General features: G+C 72.5%; 17 protein-coding genes. 13 read left to right on the top strand and 4 right to left on the bottom strand.

Features of this window, described 5'->3' with window-relative positions; genetic code table 11:
* Positions 1-43: 43 nt before the first annotated feature.
* Entirely contained in the window at positions 44-838 is a 795-nt protein-coding gene (locus tag ABGB18_RS04540) for a methyltransferase domain-containing protein (protein WP_347694039.1), read from the bottom strand.
* 136 nt (positions 839-974) lie between these two features.
* Here ABGB18_RS04540 and def point away from each other — a divergent pair, with 136 nt between their 5' ends.
* The 3 genes from def to ABGB18_RS04525 all read left to right on the top strand — a co-directional run bounded on the left by def (position 975) and on the right by ABGB18_RS04525 (position 2,595).
* Complete coding sequence (gene def / locus ABGB18_RS04535; protein WP_347694298.1) at positions 975-1,586, top strand: peptide deformylase; 612 nt, start codon at positions 975-977, stop codon at positions 1,584-1,586.
* A 130-nt stretch (positions 1,587-1,716) separates the two neighbouring features.
* On the top strand, positions 1,717-2,145 hold the full coding sequence (locus ABGB18_RS04530; RefSeq protein ID WP_347694038.1) for a CBS domain-containing protein: 429 nt from the start codon (positions 1,717-1,719) through the stop codon (positions 2,143-2,145).
* 93 nt (positions 2,146-2,238) lie between these two features.
* Entirely contained in the window at positions 2,239-2,595 is a 357-nt protein-coding gene (locus ABGB18_RS04525) for an MmcQ/YjbR family DNA-binding protein (RefSeq protein ID WP_347694037.1), read from the top strand.
* Positions 2,596-2,628: 33 nt separating this feature from the next.
* Here ABGB18_RS04525 and ABGB18_RS04520 read toward each other — a convergent pair whose 3' ends face one another.
* Positions 2,629-3,531 (bottom strand): hypothetical protein, encoded by a 903-nt coding sequence (locus ABGB18_RS04520; RefSeq protein ID WP_347694036.1) that lies wholly within the window; start codon positions 3,529-3,531, stop codon positions 2,629-2,631.
* A 108-nt stretch (positions 3,532-3,639) separates the two neighbouring features.
* Between ABGB18_RS04520 and ABGB18_RS04515 the strand changes: the two genes are divergently transcribed.
* The 8 genes from ABGB18_RS04515 to ABGB18_RS04480 all read left to right on the top strand — a co-directional run bounded on the left by ABGB18_RS04515 (position 3,640) and on the right by ABGB18_RS04480 (position 10,451).
* A complete protein-coding gene (locus ABGB18_RS04515) occupies positions 3,640-4,401 on the top strand; it encodes a DeoR/GlpR family DNA-binding transcription regulator (protein WP_347694035.1) in 762 nt (253 codons plus the stop codon).
* The gene (gene pfkB, locus ABGB18_RS04510; protein ID WP_347694034.1) at positions 4,398-5,354 is read left to right on the top strand and encodes a 1-phosphofructokinase; all 957 of its coding nucleotides are present in this window, start codon (positions 4,398-4,400) and stop codon (positions 5,352-5,354) included. The genes ABGB18_RS04515 and pfkB overlap by 4 nt, the downstream gene beginning before the upstream one ends.
* 34 nt (positions 5,355-5,388) lie before the next feature.
* Entirely contained in the window at positions 5,389-6,579 is a 1,191-nt protein-coding gene (locus ABGB18_RS04505) for a PTS mannitol transporter subunit IICB (protein WP_347694033.1), read from the top strand.
* Positions 6,580-6,581: 2 nt separating this feature from the next.
* Positions 6,582-6,890 (top strand): PTS lactose transporter subunit IIB, encoded by a 309-nt coding sequence (locus ABGB18_RS04500; RefSeq protein WP_347694032.1) that lies wholly within the window; start codon positions 6,582-6,584, stop codon positions 6,888-6,890.
* Positions 6,883-7,308, top strand: a complete 426-nt coding sequence (locus tag ABGB18_RS04495) for a PTS sugar transporter subunit IIA (protein ID WP_347694031.1) — start codon at positions 6,883-6,885, stop codon at positions 7,306-7,308. The genes ABGB18_RS04500 and ABGB18_RS04495 overlap by 8 nt, the downstream gene beginning before the upstream one ends.
* A complete protein-coding gene (locus ABGB18_RS04490) occupies positions 7,305-8,309 on the top strand; it encodes a zinc-dependent dehydrogenase (protein WP_347694030.1) in 1,005 nt (334 codons plus the stop codon). The genes ABGB18_RS04495 and ABGB18_RS04490 overlap by 4 nt, the downstream gene beginning before the upstream one ends.
* 23 nt (positions 8,310-8,332) lie before the next feature.
* Positions 8,333-8,614, top strand: coding sequence for an HPr family phosphocarrier protein (locus tag ABGB18_RS04485; RefSeq protein ID WP_347694029.1), 282 nt, complete (start codon positions 8,333-8,335; stop codon positions 8,612-8,614).
* A 265-nt stretch (positions 8,615-8,879) separates the two neighbouring features.
* Positions 8,880-10,451 (top strand): putative PEP-binding protein, encoded by a 1,572-nt coding sequence (locus tag ABGB18_RS04480; protein ID WP_347694028.1) that lies wholly within the window; start codon positions 8,880-8,882, stop codon positions 10,449-10,451.
* 6 nt (positions 10,452-10,457) lie between these two features.
* On the opposite strand, the gene ABGB18_RS04475 is transcribed toward ABGB18_RS04480, so the two are convergent.
* Positions 10,458-11,492: an aldo/keto reductase gene (locus tag ABGB18_RS04475; protein WP_347694027.1), complete on the bottom strand. Its 1,035-nt coding sequence runs from the start codon at positions 11,490-11,492 to the stop codon at positions 10,458-10,460.
* Between the two features lie 5 nt (positions 11,493-11,497).
* Positions 11,498-12,139 (bottom strand): NAD(P)H-binding protein, encoded by a 642-nt coding sequence (locus tag ABGB18_RS04470; protein ID WP_347694026.1) that lies wholly within the window; start codon positions 12,137-12,139, stop codon positions 11,498-11,500.
* Between the two features lie 24 nt (positions 12,140-12,163).
* Between ABGB18_RS04470 and ABGB18_RS04465 the strand changes: the two genes are divergently transcribed.
* Positions 12,164-12,802 carry an HAD family hydrolase gene (locus ABGB18_RS04465; RefSeq protein WP_347694025.1) on the top strand — a complete coding sequence of 213 codons (639 nt, stop codon included), beginning with the start codon at positions 12,164-12,166 and terminating at the stop codon, positions 12,800-12,802.
* Positions 12,803-12,968: 166 nt separating this feature from the next.
* Positions 12,969-14,393, top strand: coding sequence for an NADP-dependent phosphogluconate dehydrogenase (gene gndA, locus ABGB18_RS04460; RefSeq protein ID WP_347694024.1), 1,425 nt, complete (start codon positions 12,969-12,971; stop codon positions 14,391-14,393).
* The last annotated feature ends 196 nt before the right edge of the window (positions 14,394-14,589 follow it).

Genomic DNA, 14,589 nt, shown 5'->3' with positions numbered 1-14,589 from the left:
ACCATTGCCCGCACGCCGGCCCCTTGGCGGGGCGGGTGGGTCCTCAGGCGCGGCAGAGGAGCTCGCCGTGCAGGAGGGACAGCCAGCCGTCGTCCGCGGCCGCCCACTCCAGCCAGCCCTCCGAGATGCGCCGCAGGTCAGCCTCCGTGGCGGCGCCGGTGGCCAGGGCCTGCTCGGCCATGGCGGAGCGCAGGACCCGCTCCGCCCACATCCCGCCCCACCAGGACCGGTCGGCGGGCGTGGCGAAGCACCAGGTCGAGGAGGTGGCGGTGATGTCCTCGAATCCCGCCGCGCGGGCCCACGACAGCAGCCGCCGCCCGGCGTCCGGCTCGCCGCCGTTGCTCCGCGCGATCCGCTGGTACAGCGCCATCCACTCATCCAGCGCCGGCAACCGCGGATACCAGGCGAAGGCCGAGTAGTCGCTGTCGCGCACCGCCACGAGCCCGGTGGGCCTGGTCACCCTGCGCATCTCGGACAGCGCCCGCACCGGGTCGCCGACGTGCTGCAGCACCTGGTGCGCGTGCGTCACCCAGAACGTGTCGTCCGGGAAGTCCAGCGCCAGCACATCGGCCACCGCGAAGTCCACGTTCGCCAGCCCCCTGCCGGACACCTCGGCCCTGGCGAGTGCGAGCGCGTCGGCGCTCACCTCGGAGGCCGTCACCCGCCCCACCCGGGCGGCCAGGTCGGCGGTGATGGTGCCCGGCCCGCTGCCCACGTCCAGGACGGTCATGTGCGGCTGGAGGTGGGGCAGCAGGAACGCCGCCGAGTTCTCGGCGGTGCGCCAGCGGTGCGAACGCAGCACCGACTCGTGGTGGCCATGCGTGTAAACGACATCCATGTCAGGAACTCCTTCGGCTTGCCCGCCCACCCTATCGTCATCTCACGATTCAAGAGAGAATGTCTTGATATATGGGATACATTTGATCATTTACACTTGTTGCGGCATATTCGCAATTTCAGGAGGGGCATTGGCCGTGGGAGAGGTCCGGCCGATCGTGCACGTCGGCGATCCGGTGCTGCATCACCCGTGCGAGCCGGTCACCCGGTTCGACGACGACCTGGCGAGCCTGGTCGACGACATGTTCGCCAGCATGTACGCGGCGGAGGGCGTGGGCCTGGCGGCCAACCAGATCGGCGTGCCGCTGCGGGTGTTCGTCTACGACTGCCCGGACGCGGACGGGGAACGCCACAAGGGCGTCGTGGTCAACCCGGCCCTGGAGCTCCCGGGGCTCGGCGAGCGCCGGCTCGACACCGGCGACGAGGGCTGCCTGTCGGTGCCCGGCCAGTACGCGCCCCTGCCCCGCGCCGACCACGCCACCGTGCGCGGGTTCGACGCGGCGGGCGAGGCCGTCACCGTCGAGGGCACGGGGCTGCTCGCGCGCTGCCTCCAGCACGAGACCGACCACCTCGACGGCCATCTCTACATCGACCGCCTGCCGGCCAAGCGGCGCAAGCAGGTGCTGGCCGCGTACGAGGAGGCACGGTCCTCCGCTGTCGCTGACAAATCACCTCGTAGCCGCCCTCCGGCCAAGGCGCCTGACACGGCGCCGACGCCCGTGGCCCGGCCCCGAACTGCGGGCCGGTGAGCCGGGCCCGTGGGCCGGGCCGGTAGGTCAGGACGAGCCGGGCCGGTAGTCGGGCTCGTGCCCGGGTAGGGGGGGTTCGGCACCGATCGACGGCATCCGATCGGCGGCACCCGATCGACTGGGAGGAACCATGGCCGAGACCGTGGTGAAGACCGTGGCGGATGTGATGACGACGCATCCCGCGACGGTGGAGGCCGACCAGCCCGTGGCCGTGGCCGCCTCGCTCATGCGCGACCATGACACCGGCTGCCTGATCGTCAACCAGAACGGCCGCATGCACGGCATCATCACCGACCGCGACATCACCGTGCGCGTGGTCGCCGCCGACAAGTGCTGCCAGACGCCGGTACGCGAGGCGTGCAGCCCATCGGTCGAGGCCATCGGCCCCGACACCACCCTCGACCAGGCGGTCCGGTTGATGCGCTCGCACGCCGTACGCCGCCTGCCGGTGGTCGAGGACGGCCGCGCCGTGGGCATCGTCAGCCTCGGCGACCTCGCCCTCGAACGCGACCCGGACTCCGCGCTGGCCGGCATCTCGGCCGCCGCGGCGAACAGATAGCGGCCAACAGATAGCGGCAGGCGGAGAGCGTCCGGCAGCTGGCGGCCCATCGACAGCGGCCGATCTGTCGCCGCCAGGCGGTAGCGTGGCCGGGTGGTCACCGTCGACGATGTGCGCCGCTTCGCGCGCACCCTCCCGCGTACTTCGGAGCATTTGATCAGAGATCGGGTCAAGTTCCGGGTCGGCAAGATCGTTTATGTGGCGTTCTCGCGTGACGAGACGCTGATGGGGTTCGGGTTCCCGAAGGAGGAGCGGGCGGCCCTGGTGGCGGCCGAGCCGGACAGGTTCCTCCTGCCGCGCGAGTCCGATCTGCGTTTCAACTGGGTGGTCGCCCGCCTGGACGCGCTGGAGGAGGAGGAGATGCGCGAGCTGGTGCTGGAGGCGTGGCGCATGTGCGTGCCCAAGAAAGTACGCCTGGAGCAGCAGCGGCTCGCCGAACAGGGCAGGTGAGCACGCCCGCGCCGCCTCACCCGGTGACCGCGCCTACGAGACGCCGCGGTAGAGGTCCCTGGCCAGGGTGGTGACGCGCTTGACCGAGGAGCTCCATGTGGCGCCCACCGGGTGGGCCGTCAGCAGCGCCATGACGTAGCGCTCGTCCCTGCCCACCAGGCCGGTGGTGTGCAGCACGGGACGTCCGTAGTCGGGCACGCCGGAGCCGATGGCGTGCTGGGCGACCCAGGAGACGGGCGCGCTGGTGGCCCTGACGTCGCACCTGACCGGCGGCCTCGTACCGAACCCGGACCAGCCCTGCTTGACCGCCCACGGCCGCGGCAGCGCGTCGGGGATGCCGAAGGTCTGGTCGAAGCCGTCGGTCCCGCACGGCGTGGACCGCCGCAGGTGCCCCAGGATCGTGTCCCTGACCTTGTGCTCGGCCCGGTCGAGCAGGTAGCGGTAGGTACGCACGATGTCGTACGCGCTGAGCGAGGTGTAACCCCAGAACCCCGGCTTGCCGGCAGGCGGCGGCGCGGTGTCGGACAGGCCGAGCTTGCGGGCCGTCCTGACGATGATCTGCCCCTTGCCACCGCGGTTCCAGAACGTGGTGGCCGCGTCGTCGTCGCTGGACCGCAACATGACCTTCAGCAGCTTGGCGTCGGCCGCGGGGACACTCTTGCGCCGCTCCAGGTAGTCGATCGCGATCAGGATCTTGACGACCGAGGCCGAGCGGTATTTCCGGTGCGCGTTCCTGGCGGCCACGAACTTGCCGGCCCGCCGGTCGAACGCCACCCACCCCGCCGTCGTCCCCACCGGCACCTTGGGCGGCCGGGCGGCCGCCCCGGGAGCGGACCCGCCGGCGGCCACGGAAGGGGACACGGCCGCCCGGGCGGGAGCCGCGAGGGCGGCGAGGACGAGGGGCCCGCTCAGAAGCAGGGGGGCGAGAGGCTTCATTCGCATTCGCCTATAACTACCAGATTCCCCCATTCTACCCTTGACCTTCCAAAGTAAGCGGGTATAAACACAGAGGAAACCAACCCGAAACGGCGGTGAACCAACATCGTGTACGCCGAGGAGCGGCACCAGGAGATCCTGCGCAGGGCACGGACGGCGGGCCGGGTCGACGTGGTCACACTGGCCACCGAGCTGGAGGTGACCACCGAGACGATCCGCCGCGATCTCACCTCGCTGGAGCGGGCGGGCGTGCTGCGCCGGGTGCACGGCGGCGCGATCCCCGTGGAGCGGCTCGGGTTCGAGCCCGCGCTGGCCGCCCGCGACGAGGTGATGACCGCCGAGAAGGAGCGCATCGCCAAGGCCGCGCTGGCCGAGCTCCCGGAGGACGGATCGGTGATCATCGACGCGGGCACCACCACGGGCCGCCTGGTCCAGGTGCTGCCGGCCGACCGGGAGCTCACCGTCGTGGTCAACTCGCCGCCGCTGGCCACGATGCTGGCCGCGCGCCCCAACCTGCACGTGATCATGCTGGGCGGCCGGGTGCGCGGCAAGACGCTGGCCACGGTCGACGACTGGGCGCTGCGCCCGCTGGCCCGTCTCAACGTGGACGTGGCGTTCATGGCGGCCAACGGCTGCGCGCCCGCCCGCGGCCTGACCACGCCGGACCCGGCCGAGGCGGCGATCAAGCGGGCGATGATCAAGGCGGCGCAGCGCAGCGTGCTGCTGGCCGACCACACGAAGTTCACCAACACCTACCTGGCCAGGTTCGCCGACCTGAGCGAGATCGACGTGGTGATCAGCGACTCCGGGCTGGACGTGACGCTGGCGGCCGACCTGGCGGCGATGGGCCCGGAGGTGATCAGGGCGTGATCCTGACCCTGACGCTGAACCCGAGCCTCGACCGCACCATCGAGATCGCCGCGCTGGACCGGGGCACGGTGATCCGCGCGGCCGCGGCCCACCTCGACCCGGGCGGCAAGGGCGTCAACGTCTCGCGCGCCCTGCTCGCCAACGCGGTGGCCGGCCGCGCGGTGGTGCCGTTCGGCGGGGACGAGGGCAGGCAGCTCGTCCGCCTGCTGGCCGCGGAGGGGCTCGACATGGTCACCGTCCCGGTGTCGGGCAGGACCCGCTCGAATGTCACCCTGGCCGAGCCCGACGGCACCATCACCAAGATCAACGAGCCCGGCACGGCGCTGTCGCCGGCGGAGCTGGACACGATCGCCGAGGCGGTCCTGGCCGAGGCGCACTCCGACGGCAAGGGAGCCGACTGGGTGGTCGCCTCCGGCAGCCTGCCTCCGGAGGTCCCCGCCGACGTCTACGCCCGGCTCTGCCGCAGGTTCGCCGGGGCGGGCATCCACGTGGCCGTCGACACCAGCGGCCCGGCGCTGGGCCAGGCGCTCGGCGCCGCGCCCGCCCTGGTCAAGCCCAATCTGGAGGAGCTGCGCGGGGCCACCGGCATGCCCATCCGCAGCCTCGGCGACGTGGTGGAGGCGGCGGGTAAGCTGCGCGCGGCGGGGGCGCGTACCGTGCTGGCCAGCCTGGGCGCCGACGGCGCCGTCCTGGTCGAGGAGGGCGGCGTCTGGCACGGCGAGGCCCCCGTGACCGGGCCGCGCAGCTCCGTCGGCGCCGGGGACGCCATGCTGGCCGGTTTCCTGGCCGGGGGTGCCCTGGGTCCGCGGGCGCTGGCGCGAGCGCTGGCCTGGGGGGCCGCCGCCGTGCGCCTGCCCGGCAGCCGGATGCCGGGCCCCGGCGACCTCGACCCGGGCGGGGTCACCGTGGGCCCGCCCGATCCCGGCCGCCCCCTCACCGCGAGCGACCGCTGATCCGCCGCTCACCCCCCCCAGAAGGAGCAAGTCCATGGCCGACACTTACACACCCCCGGTCACCGGGACCGGCGTCAAGGCCACCATCCAGCGCATCGGCGGCCACCTGGCCGGCATGATCATGCCCAACATCGGCGCGTTCATCGCCTGGGGCCTGATCACCGCGCTCTTCATCCCGACCGGCTGGCTCCCCAACGAGACGCTGGCGAAGATGGTCAGCCCGATCATCTCGACCCTGTTGCCGGTGCTGATCGCCTATACCGGCGGCCGGATGGTGCACGGGCAGCGGGGCGCGGTCGTGGGCGCGGTGGCGGTGATGGGCGTCGTGGTGGGTACGGATGCTCCGATGTTCCTCGGCGCCATGATCATCGGTCCGCTCACCGCGTTGATCCTGAAATATGTGGACAAGTTCACGGAGCAGCGGACCAAGGCCGGCTTCGAGATGCTGGTGGACAACTTCACCGCCGGCATCGTGGGCGGCGCGATGGCCGTGGTCGGGATGCTGGGCATCGGCCCGATCGTGGAGGCGGTCACCACGGCCGCGGGCAACGCGGTGGGCTGGCTGATCAGCCACAACCTGCTGCCGGTGGCCTCCGTGCTGATCGAGCCGGCCAAGGTGCTGTTCCTGAACAACGCCGTCAACCACGGCGTGCTGAGCCCGCTCGGCGTGGCCGAGGCCGCCGAGCACGGCAAGTCGATCCTGTTCATGCTGGAGTCGAACCCGGGTCCCGGGCTGGGGCTGCTGCTGGCGTACCTGCTGTTCGGGCCGCGGGCGCTGCGGCCCAGCGCGCCCGCCGCGACGATCATCCACTTCTTCGGCGGCATCCACGAGATCTACTTCCCGTACGTGCTCATGAAGCCGCGCCTCATCCTGGCCGTCATCGCGGGCGGCGCGGCAGGGGTGTTCACGTTCATGGTCACCGGCGCTGGGCTGGTCGCCACCCCGTCGCCGGGCAGCATCTTCGCCTACATCGCGGTCACCCCGAGGGGCGGGTGGCTCGGCTCCAGCCTGGGCATCCTGGTGGCCACCGCGGTGTCGTTCGCCGTCGCCGCCGTACTGCTCGGTTTCGGCAGGGGCGAGAAGGAAGAGCCCGCCGAGCCGGCCGAGACCGGCACCGCCGCCGCTGGGCACACCGGAACCGGGCACACCGGCACTGGGCACACCGGCACTGGGCAGACCCGCACCGAGCAGAACGCCACCGAACCCGCGACCAAGGAGGCCTGAGCATGGCCGGCATCGACAGCAAGGACATCAAGAAGATCATCGTGGCCTGCGACGCCGGGATGGGCAGCAGCGTGATGCTCGCCTCCCAGCTCCGCAAGCAGCTCAAGGAGACCGGCGTCAGCGTCGAGCACACCCCGGTCAACTCCATTCCCGCCGACGCCGACGTGGTGGTGTGCCACGCCGGGCTGGCCGCCCGGGCCAGGGCGGCGGCGCCGGGGAAGGTGCTGGTGTCGTTCCAGGTCTTCCTCGGGGACCCGGCGGTGACCCGGCTGGTGTCCACGATCAAGAGCGGCGGCACGGTCGATGCGTGACGGCCTGCTCGACCCCCGGGCGGTGCTGCTGCACGAGAGCGCGCCCGACCGGGACGCGGCCATCCGCCGGTGCGGGCGGGCGCTGGTCGAGGTGGGTGCGGTCGCGGAGCCGTACATCGCGGCGATGCTCGAACGCGAGCGGACCATCTCCACGTACGTCGGCGAGGGCATGGCCATCCCGCATGGCACGAACGCGTCCAAGGAGGACATCAAGCACGACGCGATCTGCGTGGTGCGCTTCCCCGGCGGGGTGGACTGGGACGGCGAGCTCGTCACGCTCTGCGTCGGCATCGCGGCCCGGGGCGACGGGCACGTGCCGCTGCTGGCGGCGGTGGCCGAGATCCTGCTCGACCCGGACCGCGCCAGGACGTTGCGGGAGGCCACGGAGGTCTCCCAGATACTGGAGGAACTGTCATGAGGGTCGCCAGATTCCACGCTCCCGGCGACATCAGGATCGAGGACGCGCCCGAGCCGGCCGCCGGGCCCGGAGAGCTGAAGATCCGGGTGCGCAACTGCTCGACGTGCGGCACCGACGCCAAGATCTACAAGTTCGGGCACCACCACATCAGGCCGCCCCGGGTGATGGGCCACGAGATCGCCGGCGAGGTCGTGGACACGGGCGCGCGGGTGCAGGTGATCGCGGCGATCCCGTGCGGCTCGTGCCACGAGTGCCGGCACGGCCGCCAGACCGTCTGCCCGAACCAGGAGTCGATGGGCTACCACTACGACGGCGGCTTCGCCGAGTACCTGATCGTCCCCGCGAAGGTGCTGGCCGTGAACGGCGTCAACGCCGTCCCGGACGGGGTCGGCTTCGCGGAGGCGTCGATGGCCGAGCCGCTCGCGTGCGTGCTGAACGGCCAGTCGCTGGCACGCGTCGGGCCGGGGGACGACGTCGTGGTCATGGGCGCGGGCCCGATCGGCTGCCTGCACGCGCGGCTGGCGCGGGCCCGCGGCGCCGCCCGGGTCTTCCTGGTGGACGTCAACGCGGACCGGCTGGCGCTGGCCGCCGACCTGGTACGCCCCGACGCCGCCATCGACACCGACGCCGTCGAGCAGGTGCTGAAGCTGACCGGCGGCCGGGGCGCCGACGTGGTGATCACGGCGGCCGCGTCCGGCGCGGCCCAGGAGCAGGCGGTACGGATGGCGGCCCGGCAGGGGCGCATCAGCTTCTTCGGCGGCCTGCCCAAGGACGACCCGGTCATCGCGCTGGACGCCAACCTGGTGCATTACCGTGAGCTGACCATCGTGGGCGCGAACGGCTCCAGCCCGGCGCACAACGCCGAGGCGCTGCGGCTGGTGGCCGAGGGGGCGGTGCCGGTGTCGGACCTGATCACCCACCGGCTGCCGCTGTCGCGGGTGCTCGACGGGATCGGCCTCGTCAGCCGCGGCGAGGCCATCAAGGTCACCATCGAGCCCTGATCCGATCGGGAGGTTGACGAAGAATGGCACATCGTACGGTGGTCGTGGCCTCGGCCAGCGGCCTGCACGCGCGGCCCGCCAAGCTGTTCGTGCAGGCGGCGATGCGGCTGGGGGTGCCGGTGACGATCCGGCTGGGCGACAAGTCGGTCCCGGCCAAGAGCATGCTCGGGGTGCTGTCGCTGGGCGCGGCCCGGGGGGCGGAGGTCACCCTGGAGGCCGACGGGCCGGGGGCCGACCAGGCCCTGGACACGCTGGCGGCGCTGCTCTCCCGCGACCTGGACACGGAAGAGGCCCTCGATGGCTGACCCCACCCCTCACCCTCCCGAGAAAACCCCCCGTCCTTCCGAGGAAACCCCTCGCCTCGCCTCCGGCACCCCTTTGACCCCCGGCACCCACACCTCTGACACCCCTTCCCGCTCCAGCACCGCCACCTCCGACGCCCCTTCCCGTCCCGGTGCTCCGGCCTCCGACGCCGCTTCCGGCCTTGGCGGTGCCGGTCCGGACAGCGGCTCCGGAGCTGAGGCTGCGGCCGGGAGCGGGACCGGGAGCGAGACCGGGCTCGGGGGGCGGTTGGGTGGCCTGGGGGTCAGTGCGGGGCGGGCGGCGGGGCCGGTGATCCGGATGGCCGGGCCGCCGGTGCTGCCGCCACCCCGCGCGGTCCTGGACGCCGCCACCGAGGTGGCCGTCGTGGGCAAGGCGCTGGCGGCGGTGGCCGCCGAGCTCGACCGGCGGGCCGCCGCCGCGACCGGGGAGGCCGGCGAGATCCTGGAGGCGCTGGCCATGATGGCCGCCGACCCCATGCTGCTGGAGGAGGCCGAGCGGCGGGCGGGCGGGGGCGCGGACGCGGCCCACGCCCTGGACGAAGCCTTCGCGGGGCATCGGGAGGCGCTGGCCGCGCTCGGCGGCCACCTCGCGGAACGGGCCGCCGACCTGGACGACCTCAAGGACCGGGCGGTGGCGTACGCGCTCGACCTGCCCATGCCCGGCCTGCCCGACCCCGGCCACCCGTACGTGCTGGTGGCCGCCGACCTGTCCCCCGCCGACACCGCGGGCCTCGGCCCCGACGTGCTGGCCCTGGTCACCGAGCGCGGCGGGCCGACGAGCCACACCGCGATCCTGGCCAGGGGCCGGGGCCTGCCCGCCGTGGTGGCCTGCGCGGGCGTCATGGACATCGCCGACGGCACGGTCATCGGGGTGGACGGCGGCACCGGCGAGATCACGGTCGGCCTGACCGAGGAGGAGGCGGCCGCCGTCAGGGAGGGCGACCGCGCGGAGCGCGCCCTGCCGGCGGCGAGCGCCGGGCCCGGCAGGACCGCCGACGGGCATCCGGTGAAGCTGATGCTCAACATCGGCTCGGCCGCGGATCTGCGGCCGGGCGCGGAGGGGGTCGGACTGTTCAGGACGGAGTTCCTGTTCCTCGACCGCGCCCTGGCGCCGTCGTTCGAGGAGCAGGTGGCCGCGTATGCGGAGGTGTTCCGGCAGGCGGAGGACGTGATCGTGCGCACGCTCGACGCGGGCACCGACAAGCCGCTGCCCTTCCTGGGCCTGCCGGAGGAGCAGAACCCGGCCCTGGGCGTACGCGGTCTGCGGGTGGACCGGCTGCTGCCCGAGGTGCTGGACACCCAGCTCGACGCGATCGCCGAGGCGGCCCGCGCGACCCGCACGCAGGCGTGGGTGATGGCACCCATGGTCACCACCCCGGCGGAGGCCGCCGGGTTCGCCCGCCGGGCCAGGGACCGGGGCATCGCCAGGGTGGGGGCGATGGTCGAGGTCCCGGCCGCGGCGCTGCGGGCGGCCTCGCTGCTGCGGGAGGTGGACTTTCTCAGCATCGGCACCAACGACCTGGCCCAGTACACGTTCGCCGCCGACCGGCAGCACGCGGACCTGGCCGACCTGCTCGACCCCGGCCAGCCCGCGCTGCTCGAACTGGTCGCCATGTGCGCGGAGGCGGGACGGGCGGCGGGCAAGCCGGTCGGGGTGTGCGGCGAGGCGGCGGGCGACCCGCGGCTGGCGCCGCTGCTGGTCGGCCTGGGGGTCACGAGCCTGTCCATGGCCCCGATGGCCGTCCCGCCGGTGCGAGCGGCACTGGCCGCCCGCACCCTGGCCGAGTGCGCCGAACAGGCCCGCGCCGCGCTGGCCTGAGACCTGTCAGATCCGGCGGCGCAGGCTCGCGTCCGTCAGCTCCGGGGGCTCCCAGCCCGCGTCGGCCGGGTTGAGGGTGACGCCGGGCGGCACGATCTCGTCGATCCGATCGAGCACGTCGTCCGTCAGGCGCACGTGGGCGGCGGTGAGCTGGCTCTCCAGGTGCTCCATGGTGCGCGGCCCGACGATGGCCGAGGTCACCGCCCGGTGCCTGATGGTGAACGCCAGCGACAGCTCGATCAGCGTGATCCCGGCCTCCTCCGCCAGCACGGCGAGCCGCTCGACGGCCGCCAGCTTACGCTGGTTGGCCTCCAGCGTCATGTCGTAACGCTGCGGCAGGATCGCGGACCTGCGGGTCTGCGGCAGATCGCGGCCCTCGCGGTAGCGCCCGGTCAGCCAGCCGCCGGCCAGCGGGCTCCACGCGATGACGCCCATGCCGTATTTCTCGGCCACCGGCAGCACGTCGGCCTCGATGCCGCGCACGAGCGGCGAGTAGGGTGGCTGCTCGCACACGAACCGCTCCAGCGAGCGCCGCTCGGAGGCCCACTGGGCCTCGACCATGCGGTGCGCGGGAAAGGTGGAGCTGCCGATGTAGCGGACCTTGCCCTGACGGACGAGGTCGGTGAGCGCGCCGAGGGTCTCGTCGATGTCGGTGCCGGGGTCGGGCCGGTGGATCTGGTAGAGGTCGATCCAGTCGGTGCCGAGGCGGCGCAGGCTGTTCTCGACGGCCTGGAAGATCCAGCGGCGGGAGCCGCCCCGCTGGTTGGGGCCCTCGCCCATGACGCCGTGGCACTTGGTGGCCAGCACCACATCGTCGCGCTTGCCGGACTTGGCCAGCGCCCGGCCGACGAACTCCTCCGACTGGCCCTGGGAGTAGACGTCGGCGGTGTCGATGAAGTTGACGCCCGAGTCGAGCGCCCGGTCGATGATCCGGGCCGACTCGTCGGGGTCGGGCTCGCCCCAGCCGCCGAACATCATCGCGCCGAGGCACAGCGGGCTGACCCTGAGGCCAGTACGTCCGAGTATGCGATATTCCGTCACGTCTCTCACCCTGTCTTTAGCAGGTCGGCGATGGGCGTGTCTCCGGAGACGAGTTCCAGCGTCTTCCCGGTGGTCGTGGAGTCGTCGAGCAGCGCCTCGATGACGGCCGCCACGTCCTCGCGGGGGACCGCGCCGGGCGGCACCTGGGGCGCCAGCCGGACCAGGCCCGTGCCGGGCTCGTCGGTCAGCCTCCCGGGACGCAGGATCGTCCAGGCGAGGTCACGGGCCCGCAGGTCGGCCTCGGCGGCGGTCTTGGCGGCGATGTACGCGGCCCAGACCTCGTCGCGGCCGGCCGCGGGCGGCTTACCCGCTCCCATGGAGGAGATCTGGATGAACCTCCCCACACCCGCCTGCTCGGCGGCCTCGGCCAGCAGCACCGAGGCGCCCCGGTCCACGGTGTCCTTGCGGGCCGCCCCGCTGCCGGGCCCGGCGCCCGCCGCGAACACCACGGCGTCGGCCCCCCTGATGACCGCGACTACCTCGTCCACCGTGGCCCGCTCCAGATCGCACACCACGGCCTCACCCCCCGAGGCCCTGACATCGGCGACGTGGGCGGGGTTGCGCACCAGGCCCACCGCCCCCGATTTCAGGCGTTCCACCAGGCGGAGTGCGATCTTCCCGTGGCCACCCGCGATGACGATCCGCATAACCACCCATGGTGTCATGGACCCATGACCGACTACCCGCAAGCCCCCACCCCCGCGTTCCTGTTCGACCTGGACGGGACGCTGATCGACAGCGTCTACCAGCACGTCATCGCGTGGCGCCAGGCGCTGTCCGGCATGGGGATAGACCTGTCGGTGTGGCGCATCCACCGGCGCATCGGCATGAGCGGCGGGCTGTTCGTCAGCGCGCTGCTACGCGAGACAGGTCTCAAACTGACGCGGGAGCAGATCAACGAGCTGCAGACGACGCACGCGGACGCGTACGAGCAGCAGGTGAGCTCCGTCAGGCCGCTGCCGGGCGCCTGCGAGCTGCTGTCCGAGCTGACCTCACGCGGCGTGCCGTGGGCCATCGCCACCAGCGGATACGCCCGCACGGCCCGGCTCGCGCTGGGCATGCTGGGCCTGCCGGAGGACACCCCGATGGTCACCCGGGACCTGGTGCGCCGGGCCAAGCCGGACCCCGACCTGTTCCTGGCCGGCGCGGCCGTGGTGGGAGTGGATCCGCGGCACGCCATGGTGGTGGGCGACAGCGTCTGGGACCTGCTGGCCGCCCGCCGGGCCGGGGCGCTCGGTATCGGACTGCAGTCCGGGGGGGTATGGCAGGGACGAACTCGAACGCGCGGGGGCGTTCAGGGTCTACGCTGACCCGGCGGACATGCTGGACAGGTTGGACGAGCTCGGGGTGCGTCAGAGCGACTGATCCAGGAATATCCCGCCGAACCACCCGGCTGGACCATGCGTACCAGTGCGTTCGCACGCAGCGGTTGTCATGGCGTTCACACGCAGCGGTTTCCCCGCAGAGGAGCTAGAGATGGATTTGGCAGACATCGGCGTCACCGGGCTGGCGACCATGGGGCGCAACCTGGCCCGTAACCTGGCCAGGCACGGATACGCGGTGGCCGTGCACAACCGGTCGTTCGCGCGGACGCAGCAGCTCATGCAGGAGTTCGGCGGGGAGGGCACGTTCCTGCCGTCGGAGGAGATGGCCGCCTTCGTCGCCTCGCTGAAGCGTCCGCGGCGGGCGATCATCATGGTCAAGGCGGGCGCGGGCACCGACGCCGTGATCAACGAGCTCGCCGACCTGATGGAGCCGGGCGACATGATCGTGGACGGCGGCAACGCGCACTTCGAGGACACCCGGCGGCGCGAGGCCGCGCTGCGCGAGCGGGGCCTCCACTTCGTCGGCACCGGCATCTCCGGCGGCGAGGAGGGCGCGCTGCTGGGGCCGAGCATCATGCCGGGCGGGTCGAAGGAGTCCTGGGAGGCGCTCGGGCCGATCCTGCAGGACATCTCGGCCAAGGTGGACGGGGTGCCATGTTCGGTGCACGTTGGCCCCGACGGTGCCGGTCATTTCGTGAAAATGGTCCACAACGGCATCGAATACTCGGACATGCAGCTCATCGCCGAGTCCTACGACCTGCTGCGCCAGGCCCTCGGCGCCGCCCCGGCCGAGCTGGCCGAGGTCTTCCGCGAGTGGAACCGGGGGGACCTGGACTCCTACCTGATCGAGATCACCGCCGAGGTGCTGGAGCAGGTGGACGCGGAGACGGGCAAGCCGTTCGTGGACGTGGTGGTGGACCAGGCCGAGCAGAAGGGCACCGGCCGCTGGACCGTGCAGAGCGCGCTCGACCTGGGCGTCCCGGTGACGGGCATCGCGGAGGCCGTCTTCGCCCGCGCGCTGTCGGGCCACCCGGAGCAGCGCGCCGCCGCCGCGCAGCTCGAAGGCCCGAACGTGTCCGGGGACGGCGCGCGCGAGCTGGTGGACGACGTCCGGCAGGCCCTGTACGCCTCCAAGATCGTCGCCTACGCCCAGGGCTTCGACCAGATGGCCGCCGCCTCGAAGGAGTACGGCTGGGACATCGACCTCGGCGCGATGGCCACGATCTGGCGCGGCGGGTGCATCATCCGGGCCAAGTTCCTGGACCGCATCCGCTCCGCCTACGACGCCAACCCGGAGCTGCCGACGCTCCTGGCCGACCCGACCTTCGCCGACGTGCTGAACTCGGCGCAGGAGGCGTGGCGGCGGGTGGTGACCACGGCCGTGCGGATCGGCGTGCCCACGCCGGGCTTCTCCTCGGCGCTGGCCTACTACGACGGGCTGCGGCGCGATCGGCTGCCGGCGGCCCTGGTCCAGGGGTTGCGGGACTTCTTCGGGGCGCACACGTACCAGCGGGTCGACAAGGAGGGCGCCTACCACACGGACTGGTCCGGCGACCGTACGGAACGCTCCGCGTAACACCCCCCGCGACGCGGGCCGCACCGGGCGCGGCCCGTGTCCCAGGGGGCGCTCGCGTGTCCGGGGGCGCGGTTCGCGCCTCGCTGGAGCAGGGTCAGAGGGCTTGACCAGGTCTTGGGATCGACCATGCCAACAATCGCCCGAACCCTTCACAGTCGGCTACGGCTCATGTGCTCGACTGACTGGGGGGATTGCA

This window comes from Nonomuraea sp. B12E4, assembly GCF_039871825.1.
Taxonomy (GTDB): Bacteria; Actinomycetota; Actinomycetes; order Streptosporangiales; family Streptosporangiaceae; genus Nonomuraea.
Note: the sequence above shows the minus strand (reverse complement) of the source record. Positions and strands in the feature narration are given on the sequence as shown.

Coding starts and splice junctions, on each gene's coding strand:
- ABGB18_RS04530 (WP_347694038.1), top strand. CDS start 1,717: ATGGCCGAGACCGTGGTGAAGACCGTGGCGGATGTGATGACGACGCAT.
- ABGB18_RS04540 (WP_347694039.1), bottom strand. CDS start 838: ATGGATGTCGTTTACACGCATGGCCACCACGAGTCGGTGCTGCGTTCG.
- ABGB18_RS04485 (WP_347694029.1), top strand. CDS start 8,333: ATGGCACATCGTACGGTGGTCGTGGCCTCGGCCAGCGGCCTGCACGCG.
- ABGB18_RS04500 (WP_347694032.1), top strand. CDS start 6,582: ATGGCCGGCATCGACAGCAAGGACATCAAGAAGATCATCGTGGCCTGC.
- ABGB18_RS04470 (WP_347694026.1), bottom strand. CDS start 12,139: ATGCGGATCGTCATCGCGGGTGGCCACGGGAAGATCGCACTCCGCCTG.
- ABGB18_RS04520 (WP_347694036.1), bottom strand. CDS start 3,531: ATGAAGCCTCTCGCCCCCCTGCTTCTGAGCGGGCCCCTCGTCCTCGCC.
- ABGB18_RS04505 (WP_347694033.1), top strand. CDS start 5,389: ATGGCCGACACTTACACACCCCCGGTCACCGGGACCGGCGTCAAGGCC.
- ABGB18_RS04490 (WP_347694030.1), top strand. CDS start 7,305: ATGAGGGTCGCCAGATTCCACGCTCCCGGCGACATCAGGATCGAGGAC.
- ABGB18_RS04465 (WP_347694025.1), top strand. CDS start 12,164: ATGACCGACTACCCGCAAGCCCCCACCCCCGCGTTCCTGTTCGACCTG.
- ABGB18_RS04495 (WP_347694031.1), top strand. CDS start 6,883: ATGCGTGACGGCCTGCTCGACCCCCGGGCGGTGCTGCTGCACGAGAGC.
- gndA (WP_347694024.1), top strand. CDS start 12,969: ATGGATTTGGCAGACATCGGCGTCACCGGGCTGGCGACCATGGGGCGC.